Source organism: Amycolatopsis sp. WGS_07, assembly GCF_045278895.1.
Lineage (GTDB): Bacteria > Actinomycetota > Actinomycetes > Mycobacteriales > Pseudonocardiaceae > Amycolatopsis.
The window spans coordinates 2,081,231-2,097,739 of the sequence record NZ_CP136053.1 but is presented as its reverse complement, the minus strand read 5'-3'; the positions used below and the strand labels follow the sequence as shown (position 1 = coordinate 2,097,739).

8 protein-coding genes are annotated in these 16,509 nt (G+C 70.4%); all 8 read left to right on the top strand.

Features of this window, described 5'->3' with window-relative positions:
- Window positions 1-13: 13 nt before the first annotated feature.
- The 8 genes from RPX00_RS09665 to RPX00_RS09630 all read left to right on the top strand — a co-directional run bounded on the left by RPX00_RS09665 (window position 14) and on the right by RPX00_RS09630 (window position 16,488).
- Entirely contained in the window at window positions 14-361 is a 348-nt protein-coding gene (locus RPX00_RS09665) for a hypothetical protein (RefSeq protein WP_406639162.1), read from the top strand.
- A gap of 124 nt (window positions 362-485) precedes the next feature.
- The gene (locus RPX00_RS09660) at window positions 486-2,051 is read left to right on the top strand and encodes a hypothetical protein (RefSeq protein WP_406639160.1); all 1,566 of its coding nucleotides are present in this window, start codon (window positions 486-488) and stop codon (window positions 2,049-2,051) included.
- A gap of 107 nt (window positions 2,052-2,158) precedes the next feature.
- Complete coding sequence (locus tag RPX00_RS09655; RefSeq protein WP_406639158.1) at window positions 2,159-2,668, top strand: hypothetical protein; 510 nt, start codon at window positions 2,159-2,161, stop codon at window positions 2,666-2,668.
- 173 nt (window positions 2,669-2,841) lie between these two features.
- Complete coding sequence (locus RPX00_RS09650; protein WP_406639156.1) at window positions 2,842-4,542, top strand: type IV secretory system conjugative DNA transfer family protein; 1,701 nt, start codon at window positions 2,842-2,844, stop codon at window positions 4,540-4,542.
- Window positions 4,535-5,209: a DUF4913 domain-containing protein gene (locus RPX00_RS09645; RefSeq protein ID WP_406639155.1), complete on the top strand. Its 675-nt coding sequence runs from the start codon at window positions 4,535-4,537 to the stop codon at window positions 5,207-5,209. The genes RPX00_RS09650 and RPX00_RS09645 overlap by 8 nt, the downstream gene beginning before the upstream one ends.
- A 137-nt stretch (window positions 5,210-5,346) precedes the next feature.
- Window positions 5,347-5,625 carry a hypothetical protein gene (locus tag RPX00_RS09640; RefSeq protein WP_406639153.1) on the top strand — a complete coding sequence of 93 codons (279 nt, stop codon included), beginning with the start codon at window positions 5,347-5,349 and terminating at the stop codon, window positions 5,623-5,625.
- A gap of 83 nt (window positions 5,626-5,708) precedes the next feature.
- Entirely contained in the window at window positions 5,709-9,869 is a 4,161-nt protein-coding gene (locus RPX00_RS09635) for a DEAD/DEAH box helicase family protein (protein ID WP_406639151.1), read from the top strand.
- A gap of 301 nt (window positions 9,870-10,170) precedes the next feature.
- Window positions 10,171-16,488 carry an AAA family ATPase gene (locus RPX00_RS09630; RefSeq protein WP_406639149.1) on the top strand — a complete coding sequence of 2,106 codons (6,318 nt, stop codon included), beginning with the start codon at window positions 10,171-10,173 and terminating at the stop codon, window positions 16,486-16,488.
- Window positions 16,489-16,509 lie beyond the last annotated feature (21 nt).

Below are 16,509 nucleotides of genomic sequence, written 5' to 3'. Positions count from 1 at the left end.
CAAAAGGGGGAACATGAACAAGAACATCGTCCGCGGGCTCGTGCTCGGCGGCTTCCTCGCCGCCGGAGTCGCGACGGCGACGGGCGCGGCGTCCGCCGCCCCGGCCGCCGATCACGTCGCCACCGTCGCCGACCGCGACCTCAGCGTCCCGGTCACGGCCGGAGCGCACGAACCGCTGTCCGCCGCGTCCTCGCCGGACACCCGCGAAGGCGCGGCCGCGCCCGCCGGAACGCGGATCTGGAGCGCGTCCGGGACCCGCACCCGCGAGGGCGCGGTGTCCCCGGCAGGCACCCGCATCTGGTTCCTGGTCGGCGGGAACGCCGCCGACGCGGCGGCCTCGCCGTCGTCCTACGTGCACTGACCGCACGCCCGGGCGGCGGACCGGCCAAGCCGGCCGGCCCGCCGCCCGGGACACCCCGGCGGCCGGACGGCGCCACGGGGGAAGCGACTCGTTTCGGGGGGAACGACGCGATGACAGCACAGACATGTCCGTGATCACGCGGACGGCGCAGCTGATCCGGGGACCCGGCCGCGGCGGCGTCGACAACGGCGAATCCGGCGACGCCGCCGGGAATCTGCCGCAGTCGGTGGCCGCCGCCGCGTCCTCGGCGGCACCGCGGCGGGACGATCCGCTGGCGGAGATGAGAAAGCGGCCGGCGCCGCCGGCGCGGGGACGCGCCGTCCCCGGCGGCGGGCGCGATCACCACATCGGCTCCACCGCCGTGTGGCAGGGCACGACCAATCAGTTGGCGGGGCTCTATCCGTTTGTCGGGGGCGCGGGATCGCGGGTGCGGGGCGTCCCGATCGGACGAAACATCCACACCCACGAACCGGTCGGCATGCACCCCGGGGACTGGCTCGGCGAGGGCATCGTCGCGTCGAGCGGGATCTGGTGCCAAGCCCAGCCCGGGGTGGGGAAATCGGCGTTCGCCAAGCGGCTCGGGCTCGGTCTCGTCGCGATGGGGTGGCGGCTGTTCGTGCCCGCCGACATCAAAGGCGAGTACACCGCGCTGGTCACCGAACTCGACGGCTCGGCCGTCGCAATCGGACGGGGCCGCGACGGCGTCAACCCGCTCGATCCCGGGCCGTTGCACCAGATTCTCGCGACCGTCCCGAGCGGACGCCAGCGCGAGGCGCTGCGCGAGAGCATCCGGGCGCGGCAGACCGCGCTGCTGGAATCCTTGCTGCAGCTGGAACTGGGCAGGGCTCCGACCACGGTCGAGCGCAACGTGCTCTCCCGCGGCATCGATCTCGCGGTCGCGGCGACCGAGGACGGGCAGGCGACCATCCCGGACGTGCTCGCCGTCCTCGACCAGGCGCCCGACACCCTGATCGGCGCGGCGCGCGTGTCCGGCGACCGGGAACGGTACTACGGCCTGACCCGCGAGGTGCTCGCCGCGCTCGACCTGCTGTGCGTCGGGCCGCTGCGCGGAATCTTCGACCGGAAAAGCACCGTCCGGCTCGACCCCGCGTCCCCGGCCGTCAGCCTGGACATCTCCGCACTCGACGAGGAAACCGACGACGTCGTCGCCGCGGCGATGCTGTGCAGCTGGGCGTGGGGCGCCTCGATGGTGGAGGCCCGCCAAGCCGGGGCCGGATCGAACCTCCTGTGGCTGCAGGACGAATTCTGGCGGGTCCTGAGGGCAGAGCCCGGCCTGGTCGAACGCTCCGACCGGATGACCCGGCTCAACCGCCACAAGGGAATAGCGAGCCTGTACCTGGCGCACAGCATGGACGACCTGCACGCCGTGCGCACCGCCGAGGACCGCGCCAAGGCCCAAGGCATCGCCAGCCGCTGCGCGATCCATGTCTACGGCGGGATGCCCGCGAATGAGCTGCCGTCGCTGGCGACGACCCTGTCGACACCGGAAGCGGAGATGCTCGCCAGCTGGCAGAGCGCCGGAACCTGGGTCCCCGGACACCGCCACCCCGGCCGCGGCCTGCTGCTGCTCAAGGTCGGCGAACGCGCCGGGCTGCCCGTGCGGATGCGGCTCGCGCCGTCCGAAACCCGGTTGTACGACACCGATCGCGCCTTCCGCCCGGCCGCCTGACCGCGCCGGAACACCGCGCCGCCGACCCGAATCCGACGGCGCGCCACCACATCCCGGCGACGGCCCGCACCGGGCCGCCCGGGTCCATCGAACGTTTTGGGGGAAACGTGACCATCGAGACAGCGCACGACACACCGCCGACCTGGCTGGTCGACCTCGAGGGCGGTGCCGCGACCATCGAGGACCGAGGACCGCAAGGCCAGTTGCTGCGGCCGGTCGTCGCCGAAGGGCTGTGCCACACCACGGGACTGTCCGCCGGGCGCGTGCGGATGCCGCCGGACGCCCAGGCCGTCCCGCACCATCACGACGAGGACCGCGCCGTCGTCGTGCTGGCCGGGATCGCCGCGACGCTGATCGCCCCGCCGGGCGCGACCCGGTGGGACGCGGCGGCCGTCACCGGCCCGGGCGACATCGTGTTCCTGCCCGGGGGTGGATCCACCAGGCCGTCAACCTGGGCGGCGTCGAATGCCGCGCGGTCGAGGTCTCGGCCGACCGGGTCTTCAACCGCAGCGTGCACCGGCTCCCCGGGTTCGGCGGCGCGGACGTCGTCGCCCGGCTGCGCGCGGACTACGACGCCGGCCGGGTCCGCTTCGGGGCACGTCGGCTCTGACCGGTGATCCCCGATGCCGAGCAACCCGAACGCACGGAGGCACGCCGGCGGAATGCCCGCGCTGCCTTGGATTATCACCGGAATCTTCGCGGCCGCCTTCCTCGCCGACGGCGTCCTCTGGTCGGCGGCCGCCATCGTCGCGCCCCCGGCCACGCCGTTCCCGGCTACAGCAGCGTCCCCATGACCTTGCGGCGCAACGGAATCGCCGGGCTCATCGGCGACGGCTCCCGCGTCTGGTTCGCCGTCGCCGCGCTCGCCCTGACCGCGCTCCTGGCCGCCGTCGCGATCGCCGCGACAGTCCTGATCGTGCGGCGGCACCGCCCGGCCGACGGGCACCGGCAGATGGTGTCCGGCCGCGAGTTCGCCGACCTGCAGAAACCCGCGATGGCCAAACGAGCGCAAGGACTGCGACCGTCCCTGGCGGGCACGTCGGCGAAAAAGCTGACCGCGCGGGAGATCGGCGTGGCGCTGGGCGACGTGTCCGGGACCACTTTGTTCAAGTCCTATGAGGACGTGGAGCTGGTCATCTGCGGCCCGCGCTCGAACAAGACCTCCGCGAAAGTCGTGCCGGACATCGCTTCGGCCACCGGGACCGTCGTGGCCACGAGCAACAAACCCGACGTGTGGCTGCTGACTTCGGGCATGCGCGCGAAAGTCGGGAAGGTCTGGCTGTTCGACCCGCAGCGCATCACCTACCAGCCGCAAGGATTCTGGTGGGACCTGTTGTCGTGCATCCACGACGTCGAATCCGCCGCGCGCGTGGCCGCGTACTTCATGCGAGAGGTCGGCGGCGGCGGATCGGACCAGCGCGCCGACCCGTTCTTCACCCCGGCGTCGGCGAAAACGCTGCGGCAGCTGCTGCTGGCCGCGGCGTGCTCGGGACACACGCTGCGCGACGTCGCGCTGTGGGTCGCGACGCGTTCGGAAGAACCCGCCGTCCATCTGGAGCGCGCCGGATACCGGGCCCAGGCCGAAAGCCTGCGCGGCACTACCGAACTGCCCTCGGAAACCAAAGGCGGCATCTACGAAGGCGTGTCGACCGCACTGGCCTGTTTGGACAGCGAATCACTGCTGCGGTGGATCACGCCGCCGTCCACATGGGAGGAACCTCCGGAGGACCCGGATTCTTTCCCGCAGCTGGATTTGTGGTCGCTGATCACGAAGGTCGGCGACGCGCACCCGACGGTGTACCTCCTCTCGCGCGAGGGCGAAGGCAGCGGCCGACCGGTCGTCGCGGCGATCGTGGGCGAGCTGATCAACGTCGCGGTGCAGGCGGCGAGCGCGCGCGGCGGCCGCCTGGACCCGGTGATCACGCTCCAGCTCGACGAGGCGGCGAACATCGTGCGGCTGCCGGAACTTCCGTCGTGGTTCTCCTGGTTCGGGAGCCTCGGGCTGATGGTGACGGTCATTCTCCAGAGCCGGGAACAGGGACGGTCGGTCTGGGGGAAGGAGGGTTTCGACGCGCTGTGGTCGGCCGCGACCGTGAAGACCGTCGGCGCGGGCGTGCAGGACCCGGACTTCTGCGAGGACCTGTCGCGGCTCGTGGGCGACCACAAGGTCGAGGAGACCTCGACCTCCTATTCGCAGAGCGGGTCCAGCACGTCGCGTTCGCTGCGCACGGAACGGATCCTGACCGCCGCGGACATCGCGGCGATGCTCCGCACCGAAGCGCTGCTGTTCACCTCCGGGCGGCGCCCGGCGCGGGTCACCCTGCACCCGTGGTACACCGAGCGGGACGGCGACAAGGACCTGATCACCCAGCACTCGCGCGAAGCCACCGCACAGGTGCAGGCCGCCGCGATCGCCCACCTCGGCCCGGACAACCCGGTCGCCGCAGCCCTGATGGCCGAACGCCAGTCCGCGGACGCGGGCCATGGCTGACGCGTCCGGACAGGAAGCCCTCCAGCGCCGCGTCGCGGCGCTGGAGGCCGACCACTTCGAAATCGTCGACCAGCTTCGCCGCATCGGCGACAAGACCGAGCGCCACGCCGCCAGCCTCGACGACCTCGAAGACCTCCTGGAGCAGATCGCCGCCGTCAACGCCAACGCCGGGGCCATGGCCGAAGCCTTGCAGCAACGCGACATCAGCCTGAACGCCCCAGACCCGGGCTACCCGGACCCGCCAGGACCGTTCGCGTTCCCCAGCAGCGAACAACACGGCGAGGCGAACCCCGGAGCCGGGACGTCGCCGGAGCCGGACATCGAGCAGCTCTACGCCTGGGTCTCCGTCCACGTCGCACCGCTGGTGCGCAAGACCACGACGACCGGCGAAGGCGGCGGACTGCGCTGGTGTCGCATGTGGACAGAACACGGCGACGCCGTGACCCGGTTCCGGGCGCTGTACCTGGCCTGGCACGAGCTGTCCGAGGACGAGAGCGCGACCTGGCTGAGCGTGTTCCTGCGCGACCACCTCGACCCGCACCTGTCCGTCCTGACCAGCCCGGTCGGCCCGTTCTACGCCTGCAGCCCGCGCAAGCACACCGACACCGGCGAGGAACTGGGCCAAACACCCGCCGCCGCAACGGAATCAGCCGGGGGCAGCCAGTGACGACCACAGCGCAGCGCTCCGGCCACGCCGGCGCGTCGTCCCCGTTCGCGGCACCGGGAACAACGACAGGGCGGGGAGAACCATGGTGAACCCCGCCGACCGGCCCGCACACTCCGACGAGAACGAGGCACACAGCGATGAACTTCTACGGGATCCTGGCCCGCGAACACTGGGAGAACTACCGGCCGCGGGAACTGGCGGAGATCGAGGACCCGGAGGCGTACTTCAGGGATCTGGGAGCGGAGATCTCGGCGGAGATCGACCGGAGGACGAACGAAGCGCAGCAGCGCAGCGGACTGGGGACGTCGGGCGACTTCCTGGCGAACCTGGCGGCGCGCACTTCGACACGGCGGCCGATCGTCGAGGAGGTGCTGCGGGAGATGGTCTTCGAGATAGAGGAGACCCCAGCGCGCTAGACCGCTTCCGCCCCCGCAGCCAAGACGACTTCGCGCCGAGCGGGCACCGCACCCGGATCGAGGCCAACCTCGCCGCGCTGCGCGTGCTCGCCCGGCTCCACGGCGGCAGCCTCGAACACCTCGGCACCGCGACGCCGTCCGCCACGGCGGCCGACCACGCGATCCTGGCGCGATGGTCGGGCTGGGGCGACGCCGGGCAGCTGTTCGACAAAGACGACTTCGCCCGGCAGCGCCAGGAACTGCACGCCCTGCTGACCGAAGAGCAGTACGCCGCCGCGAGCCGATCCACGATCAACGCCCACTACACCGACGCCGGACTGGCCGCGACGATCTGGAACGGCCTGCAGCGCCTCGGATTCACCGGCGGCACCGTGCTGGAACCCGGATGCGGCAGCGGGCACTTCATCGGCCTCGCGCCGTCGGGCGCGGACATGTGGGGCGTCGAACGCGAACCCGTCAGCGCGGCGATCGCGCGCGCCTTGTACCCGGACGCGAACGTCATCAGCGGACCGTTCGAGGAATTCGGCGCGACGGAGGGCTTTTTCGACGCCGCGATCGGGAATGTTCCGTTCGTCCACGCGGAGTTCCCCGACCGCAAGCACAACCCCAACAAACACAGCGTCCACAACGGCTTCATCATCAAGTCCCTGCGTCTGGTCCGGCCCGGCGGCGTCGTGGCCGTGCTGACCTCCCGCCACACCCTGGACGCAGTCAACCCCGGCGCGCGGCGCGAGATCGCCCAGTTCGCCGACCTCCTCGGAGCAGTTCGCCTGCCCACCGGGGCCCACCGCCGCGCAGCCGGAACCGACGCCGTCACCGACCTGCTGATCCTGCGACGGCGCGAGAACGACACGGATCCCGCCGTGCCCGGCGAAACCTGGGAAAAGGCGCTGCCGCTGCAGATCGGCGACGACACCGCCAACGTCAATCTGTACTTTCACCAGCACCCCGAACACATTCTCGGCGACCTCGCACTCGGCCACGGCATGCACAGCGACCGGGAACTGCTCGTCCGGGGCGATCTTGAGCGACTGGACACGGACTTCGCCGCAGCGGTCGCCGACATCGCCGACACCGCAGTGCACCAAGGCCTGACGTTCGCGCCCCGCACCGAGAACACGCCCCGCCCGGCCGCGCCGACCGCGATCACGGACCCGGACGCACAGCTGTGGGACGGCACCCTCACAGCACTGCCGGACGGCACCTTCACCGTCCGCGTCGGCGACGCCGAACTCCCCTACGAGCCGCCCGGCGAGGAAGCCGACCAGCTACGGATGCTGCTGGGCTTGCGCGACGTCGCGATGACGCTTATCAGCGCGGAACGCGCGTGCATCGACGACACCCCCGATATCGCGGCGCTGCGCGCTGAGCTGAACGACCGCTACGACGCCTACCACGCCAAGCACGGCCCGGTGAACACCTTCACCGAAGGCCGGCAGCTTCGCACCGGCTGGCAGGTGTATTCGGAGTGGGCCGACCGCAACGGGCACGACAAGGCCGTTGCCGACGGAGCACTGGTCCGGGACTACCTGACCGAACTGATGGCGCACGGGCTGGGACAAGACCATCTCGCCCGGCACCTCAAGGGCATCGTCAGCAATTACGAGACCTCACTCAAACGCGCGGCGCAACGCGCAGCGAAGTCGGTAGCGGCAGAGAGCGCCTACGGGGACCCCGCGATCGACCGAGCCGCCATGGCCCGAGAACTGGCCGACACCGCGAACCCGTTGCGCCTGCTCGCGGCGGTGGACGAGCCCGACCCCCGCCTGAGCGAGGAGGCGATCCGGTCCGCGCAGGCGCTGATCCAGCACGCGCCGAAGAAGACCGACCCCGAGCTGGATCTGGACGACCTCGGACTGCGCACCACGAGAATCATCCGGCCGAACCAGGGCGGGTTCCGCGACGACCCGGGCTCGCACGTCGTCGCCTCGCTGGAAGATTTCTCCGCCGCCGACCAGACCGCCCGCAAGACCGACATCTTCCGCCGCAGGGTCATCTACCCGCCGGCCGCCCCGCTCGGTGCCGACACCGCAGAAGAAGCCCTGGCGATCTGCCTCGACGCGCACTCCCGCGTCGACCTCGCCGAGATCGCCCGCCTGCTCGGGCTGCCCGGAGGGCCCGAGGCCCGGGAAGCGCTGGGCCAGTTGGTATTCGACGACCCGGACACCGGCGAGCCGATCTGGGCGCCGCTCTATCTGGGCGGCAACGTGAGGCGCAAGCTCGCGCGCGCCGAAACCGCCGCGGCCGACGACGACCGCTTCGCCGCGAACGTCGAGGCACTGCGGAAAGTCATCCCGCCGGACCTCGGCCCGGCCGACGTCGAAGTGCGGCTCGGCTCGTGGATCGGGCCGAGCTATGTCACCGCGTTCCTCAAGGAGCTGCTCGACGACGACCACGTCCGGGCAGAACGCGTCGCCGGGCTGTGGACCGTGCACACCGACCGGAGCAAGCTCTCCGCCGCCAGCAGGCTCGCCGCCACCCGGATCTGGGGCACCGAGAAGGTCGACGCCTACGACCTGGCCGAACGCGTGCTCACCGGCGCCGCGATCCGCGTGACCGTAGAAGACGCGTTCGACCGTGCCGCTACCGAGGCGGCGACGGACAAAGCCGCCGCGCTGTCGGACCGCTTCGCCGAGTGGGTATGGGAAGACACCGCTCGCGCCCGGCAGATTCTGCGCGCCTACAACGATCTGTTCAACTCCGAAATAGAGGTCGACTACTCCGGCATCCGGCTCAGCCTGCCCGGGATGTCAGAGGCGTTCCCGCCGAAGGACCACCAGAGGATCGCGATCGCCCGCATCGTCCACCAGGGCGGAACCGGGCTGGTGCACGACGTCGGAGCGGGCAAAACCCTGGAAATCATCGCGGGCGTCATGGAACGCAGACGGCGCGGCCTCGCGCGCACGCCCGTCGTGGTGGTGCCCAACGACTCCATCGCCGACCAGTTCCAGCGCGACTGGGGTCAGGCCTACCCCGGCGCGAGAGTCCTCATGGGCACGACCGACCACCTCAGCGGCGACAAGCGGAAGAAATCGAAGAACGGAAGGGATGCCCGCGCGCAGTTCATCGCGAACGTCGCGACGCGTGACGTCGACGCCGTCATCATGACGAAAGAGTCGTTCGAAAGCATCCCGATGCCGTATGACCTTCAGAAGGCTTTCCTCCAAGCCGAACTGGACGACCTGCGCGCCGAAAAAGAAGCCCACGCCGACTCGATGAGCAAGACGATGACCAAACGCATCGAAGGCGCGATGGAGAACGCGGAATCGCGTCTGCGCACAAGGATCTCAGAGATCAAACGCGACACCACGGGCATCGATTTCGTCATGACGGCATTCGATTTCGTCGTCGTCGACGAGGAGCACTACTTCAAAAACGGGATGGTCAACAGCTCGATCCCCGGCCTGAGCATCGAAGGCTCCCACCGCGCCATCGACCTCGACATGAAACTCCAATACCTGCAGGACCGCCACGGCGGCCCGCGCTGCGTGCTGGCGACCGCCACGCCGTGGACGGGCACGGTCTCCGAGATCTACCTGTGGCTGCGCCGGCTGGGCCACGACCTTCCTCGCTTCGATGCGTGGGCCCGCACCTACGTCACGCTCAAGAAGACCAACGAGATGACGCCCGGCGGGAACCTCAAACCGAAAATGCGGCCCCGTCGCATCATCAACGAACCAGAACTGTGGCACGCCCTGCGGGTCACCAGCGACATCAAAATGAAGGAAGAACTCCCCCTGAAGATCCCCGCGTTCCGCGGCGGGAAAATCGAAGTCATCGAGGTTCCCAGCTCCGTGGAAGCGCGGATATTCACCCTGGACGCCGCGCGACGGAGCGCAATATCTCCGGCCGTCCGGAGAAAGGCAAAGACAACCACCTCGGCATCGCCCACGACGCACAGCTGGCGACGACCGACCTGCGTGCAGTCGGCATCACGACCGAGTCTCGGCAGAAAGTCGACTACCTCGCCGACGACATCCGCCTCGAATGGTCCGCGGCCAAGGACAACGTCTACTACCGCAAGGACGGAACCGAACACCCCCTGCGCGGCGGTCTCATCCTCGTCTTCGTCGACGAATCGACCCCGACGGTCAAGCACTGGAACTTCTACGACGAATTGCGCGCGCAGCTGCTCGCGCGCGGCCTTCCCGAAGGCAGTGTCCGCTTCATTCACGAAGCCAAGACCCCGCAGCGCAAAGCCGACCTGCTCGCCGCGGCGCGGGAAGGCTCCATCGCCGTGCTGATCGGCTCGACCATGAAAATGGGCGCGGGAATCAACGTCCAGGACCGAGTGACCGTCGGATACGAAGTCACCCACGGATGGCGCCCCGACATCAGCGCCCAGGCGCAAGGCCGCGCACGCAGGCAGGGCAACCAGAACGACGTCATCTCCTGGAAGCGGCTCGTCCTCGCCCCGTCGATGGACGCGAAGCGCCTGGAGATCATGCTGCAAAAGAGCAGACCTTCGCGCCGCTCTACGCCTCGACCCCGCCCGAGCGCTCCCGCGACGTCAGGACCGACGACGGCGACAGCATCGCCGAGGCCATGGCGATCGCGACCGGAGACCCGCGCTACCGGGAAAAGGACGACCTCGACCGCGAGCACGGCGAATTGACCGGCAGGAAGGCCCGCCACGTCGGCAATCAGCAGTCGTTGAGATTCGAGATCGCCGACGCGAACATGAGAATCGCCGAATACGACGAGCAAGTCCGGCGGCAAGACGCGCTCGCCGCGACCCTGGACGACGTCTCCGGGCCCGCGTTCTCGATGGAGATCCAGGGACGTGCGTACAGCAAGCGCACCGAAGCCGGGGCACGCTTGCGCGAGGTCCTCCTGGGTCTGCCCGGGCACCGCGACCGCCCCGAGACGCACCACGCGGTCGCCCGCATCGCCGGTCTGACCTTGCACGCCGTCGTCAGCCTCAGCCACATGACGGTGACGGTCCACTCGCCGGAAGCCGGCCGGGACTTCGCATCGGTCGGCGTGAACCTCCTCGAACCGCCGAGCGAACTCGGCCTCGTCGCCAGCATCGAGTACCGGGTCAAAGCCGTCGCCGCCGCAGGAAACGCTACCCGGCAGCGGATCGCGGCGCAGCACGAGCGCATCGCCATGGCGGAACCCGAGGTCGGCAAGCCCTTCCCAGAGCAACAGCGGCTGGACGACGTCACTCGCCGACGCGAACAGTTGATCAGCGAACTGCAGATCGCTGACGCCGCAGAGACTCCGCCCGCCGAGGACGACCACTCGCCCGAGGCGGTCGCGCTGCGCCAGCGCATCGCGGCACGCCACGACGCCTGGCTCGCCACGCGCGCCAAGGCACGCGACGGCGCCGCGGCTCTCGGCGTCCGCGGCACTCGCGGGGAATCCTTTGCCTACTGGTACGTCGCGATCACGCAGGGACTGCTGTCCGAGCATCAACCGCCCGTCGATGCGGCGCTGCACGTGTGGCAGAGCATCGGCTCACCGCGGGCCGACCAGAAGCCCAGGCTCGCTCCGCTCGGGGCCACCGGGCCCGACCTCGACGAACTGGACGACCTCACAGTCGCCGACACGGACCTGGCGACCGTTCCCGACCTCGCCGAGGACGCGAGCGAAACGGCGGAGATACCCGGGCCTGCAGCCGAAAACGACCTCCCGGCCGCCGCAAACCGGGTGCGCACCGACACCAACCGAAACAGCGCGACGGGAGAACCCGCGCAGACCGGCGATTCCGGTCCCGACACGAAACCGCCAGCGGCTGCGCCGCCGACCGGACAGCGAACCGGCGGTGCCCGACGGACCCGATCGACTCCCGGCGGAGGCACGGAACCACCCCAGGCCGCAGCGGAAGCACCGCGCCCCGGCCGCCCGCCGGGACCGGAACTGCCCGCCGCCGCAGCCGAAACCGGCGAGGCGGCACCCGACACCGCGGCGGAGATCGCGGAGGCGGCGGGAATTCCCGGTCCGGCGTCCGCCTGGCTCCGACGCTACCTGCTCGCGATATCGCTGCAGGACGACATGCGCGACACCCAGCGCGCGAACCCGGACGACCTCGGGCAGGCGGTCGCACGGGCGATCGACGACGGCCTCGCCGCGCGGACGGGCAACCACACCGCCGCGGCACGGTGGCGCCTGCCCGAGCCCGACCCCTCACTCGTGAGCCGCTACGCGAATGACCCAGGGTTCGCGGCGAAGCTCCGCGACATCGCGCACGGCTGGATCCAGCGGCGCATCACCCGAGACCTCACCGCCGACCTGCCCGATCTCATCGCCACGCTGGTCGGCGACCTCGACTTGCCGCGCGACGACGACGCGGTGGCCTGGATGCGGCACTGGATCTCCGACGCCGCCACCGATCCGCAGATCCGGGCCTGGGCGCTGGCGAACAGCGAGAGCCACGCCGGAATCCCGATCGCCGAACGACTTGTCGACATCGCTGTCGAACAGGTCGAGGACGTCGGCCATCCCGCCGTCGCCTACGTCGTCGACAGCGACCAGTACGCCAGAGACCGCCTGCTGGACCTGGCCCGCCATTGGATCTACGACCAGGTCCGCCAGCGCGGCCGGCACGCGCCCGCCGAAAGTCCCGTCCCGCACCGCCCTCAGCTTTCCCCAGCCCCCGACACCCGCCAGGAGGAGACCGACAGACAGGAGGCTGCCATGGCCGCATCGAACATCGCCACGCCCGAAGCTCCGCTTCCCTCCGGGCCTCCCGGGTCGCTGCGCGCCGTGCGCGCGCTCGCCGAGACGCACCGGCTGCACGTCACGGTCGAGCGAGCCGACGGGCAGCCCTGGATCACCGTGCACGAGGTCGACGCCACCGGCGCGGGCCTGCCGCCGCTGTTGACCCTCCGCCCCGGCGACACGGCATTCGCCAGTCCGCTCGGATTCGCCATCGCTGTCAAGGAACTCGACGGCTACCTGGGCGAGTACCGCAGCGTCGTGTCGCCCGTCTTCGACCGCCTCGACCCCGAGAACGCGGGCAGGCTCGCCCTCGTGGCACCGGCGGCGGCCGACCCCTCCGGGACAGACCGGGAACTGCGCCGCTTCATCGCCGAGGCGATCGGTTTCGCGGACCGGAAAACCGACACCGAGACGGCGTTCTTCGCTCGTCGGCTGTACGAGGCGGAGACCGCGATCGGGGACCTGCGCCCCGCCGCGCCGCGCGCCGCGCGGTTCCTGCGCGCCGCAACCGAATACGCGTCGGCCTACGCGTGGGCCGGCGACCCGGTCGCGCACCTGGCCGAGCGCGGCCACCTGGACGGGATCACCCGCCGCGAGCGGGAATGGCTCCAAGCCCGCGTCGCCGAGCAGCCGGAGACGCTCGACCGTCCGCTGCCGGACCACCGACGCCTGCAAGCACAGGCCGCGCGCGAGCGCGCAGAACAGGCACGCGCCGGCGAAGCCGGTTCGCAGCTCGCCCACGCCGCCTACGCCGAGGGCCGGTACGCGGACGCGCTGGACCGGCTCGACGACGCCGAACTGGCCGACCCCGGCCACCGCGCCCTGTGGGACCACCTCCGCAACGGCGTCCTCCGCACGGCCGACCCGGCACGGTCTTCCGCCCCCGCAGAAGGACAGGCGCAGCAGGACGCGGCGGCACAGCCCGTCCTGCCGTCCGAAGCCGACCTTCTCGCGCTGCACGCCCGCATCAACGCCGACACGGCGGCCTACTTCGACCAGTCCTTCGACGAATCGGAGATAGCCCAGCGGTATGTGAGCGAGCGGCTCGGCGGGGACGACAAGACCGTGCGGATCCGGCTCAGTGCGGCCAACCCGCGCGGGCTGCAGATCGGTTACGCGCCAGCTGGCTGGCAGGGCCTGCGCCGGCACCTGCGGTCCCTGGGCTACCGCGACGACGACCTCGTCGCCGCGGGAGTCGTGAAACGCAACGACGACACCGGACAGGTGTACGACTGCTTCCGAGACCGGATCACTTTTGCCGTCAGGGACGAAGAAGGACGGGTGTGCGGCTTCACCGCCCGCGCCCTGAGCGACGACGTCGAGCCGAAATACCTGAACACCAAAACGACTCCGCTGTTCCGCAAAGGCGAACTGCTGCTGGGCCTCCACGAACAGACAGCCGACGCCGCCGGCGAAGCACGGGACCGCGTGCGCGCGGTCGTGGTCCAGGAAGGCCCCTTCGACGTGGCCGCCACCCGGGCCGCGGACACCGAACGCGAACTGATTGTCGTGGGCTCCAACGGGACGGCGGTGACCCTCGCGCATTTCGACGCCATCGACCGCGTGGCACCGGCCAGCGCGCGGCGGGTCATCGCCCTGGACGGGGACGAAGCCGGCCGGAGCAAAGGGATCGCGACGGCCGAGTCCGTCATCGGCCGGTATCCGGCCGAGCACCCGCAGGACGAGCTGGCGGTCACGGTGCTGCCCGGCGGCATGGACGGCGCGGAGTGGGCGCTGTCGGACCTGTCCGCGCTGCCCGAGGACCAGCGCCCCCGCTCGCACACGGCCGCGTACCTGACCGCCCCGACCACGCAGTCCGCGCTCGCCGTGGCGGTGCAGGCACGCATCGACCGGTTCGCGGACACGCTGCAGTTCGTCGACGGGTGCGTGAACGCGGCGAAGCACGTCGCGGCGCTGCTCGCGACGGTCGACCCGGCCAGGGCGGCCGATCACGCGGTCCTGGTCCAGCAGAACCTCCGCGTGGACGTCGAGTACATGGCCGAGCACATCGCCCAGATCCGGCAGAGCAAAGGAGGACCGCTGCCGACCCTCACCAGCGGCGCCGTGCATCCCTACGTCGCCGAGCAGTACGCCGCCTCGCGCCGCGATGCAGACACCCCGAATGCGGCGACACCGGCGAACGCGGCGGAACCGGCCCCGCCACCGGACACGACCCGGCCCGCGCCCGGACGCCTCGCCCGCAAGCTCACCGTCGAGATCACGGGGCGCACCGTCGTGCTGTCGGGAACGGACGGCAGCGAACCCCAGGCATTCCGGGAGGCGTTGAAGAAGGAGGTCAGGCTGTGGTTCCGGCCCAGGGAAGGAAATGTCTGGAAGAAGTCCGCCCGCACCAAAGCAGAAGCCGAAGATCTCGCGCGCCGCGTGCACGAGGTCATCGCCCGTTTCGACGCCGCGGAAACAGCCCGCCGGGCACCGAAACCGACATTCCCGCCGACCCCGCAACAGCAAGCCATCATTGACGCGGCCCTCTCCGGACGGGACGTCGCGGTTCTGGCCCTGGCAGGCACCGGGAAAACCTCCACGATGCGGATGCTCGCCGACCGCATGACCGACCGGAAGATCATTTACTTCGCGTTCAACCGGTCGATCGCAGACGAAGCTCAGGGCGTGTTCGCGTCCCATGTGGACGCGGACACGATGCACGCGTTCGCGCGCCGCGGTCTGCAGAACGACCCGCGCCTGAAGGACAAGCTCTCCCGCACCTCGAAGAACGACGGCTACCCGGGGCCGGTCGCGCGCGCCCTCGGCATCGACCCCGACGGCGAAACCGCGATCGGCGGGACGCGGGCGGAGAACCTGTCGCTGGTGCGCGCGGCCCTGCGCGCGGTGAAGCAGTACCGCGAGTCCAGCGACACGCAGATCACCGGACGGCACCTCGGCCACGGCGACGCCCGGGAACTCACCGCCGTCGAGGCGGAAGTGCTGCGGCTGGCCAAGGTCATCTGGGCGGACAAGATGAGCCCCGGGGGACAGCTGCAGTTCACCCACGACGACTACCTCAAAGCCTGGGCGCTGACCGGCCCCGTCCTGGACGCGGACCTGATCATTTTCGACGAAGCGCAGGACGTGAACGAACTGCAGGCACATCTCGTGCAGGCCCAGTCCGCGCAGACGATCGTGGTCGGCGACAGCCACCAGTCCATCTACGGATTCCGCGGCGCCAAGGACTTCTTGCGCGACTGGCCCGCCGACATCACCCTGCCGTTGACGAAAAGCTGGCGCTTCGGCCCGGCCGTCGCCGAGACAGGGAACCATTTCCTCGCGGCTCTGGGCGCGAATTTGAGGCTGGAGGGCAACGACGCGCTCGACAGCCGCATCGAACAGGTCCGCGACCCCGATGCGGTGCTGTGCCGCACCAACGCCGGCGCCGTCGCCGCCGTGCTGGAAGGTTTCGAGGCGGGCAAGCGCGTCGCCCTGGTCGGCGAGGGAACCGACATCAAAAGCATTGCCGAGGCTGCCCAGAGCCTCATGCGGGGACGACGCACGAATCACCCGGACCTGAAGGATTTCCGCAACTGGAAAGCAGTACGGCAGTACGTCGACGACAACGAGGACGCAAGAGCGCTGCGGACGTTCGTTCGACTGGTTGGCAAGTACAACCCGGATGGCCTGATCGCCATGGCGGAGGACCTCGCCGACGAGCACGCCACAGCCGAGGACCTGCGCCCGGACCTGGTGGTGTCCACGGCGCACCAGGCCAAGGGCCGCGAGTGGGATGCGGTGCAGGTAGCCGACGACTTCCGGCAGCCAGAACGCGACCCTGGCACCGGCGAGATCATCCTGCCCTCGGGTGAGGATCTGCGCCTCGCCTACGTCACCGTCACCCGCGCCAAGGCGCGCCTGGGCCTCGGCTCGCTCGCCTGGATCCGCGAGTACGCACAGGGCCGCCAGAACGACGCTGCCGCCACGGAAACGGCGACTCCCGCCGTCCCCGCGACGGCCCCCGGACAGGACGGCGTCCCGGCCGAAACCCGCGCAGCTCCGCCGGAATCCGCGGCCCCCGAACAAGAACCGGCTCTGGTCCTCGGCGACGACGGGCTGACCGTCATGCCCGATGCTTCCCGCGCGGCCGTCCGGCAGGTTCTGGAGTCGCAGGGCTGGCAGATCGAGAGCGTGGGCGAGCCGGTCGAGGGGGAGAGGGCGAGCTGTGGTCGCGCGGCGAGTGGAGCGCGGCGCTGACCTGGAACCACGACGACCTGC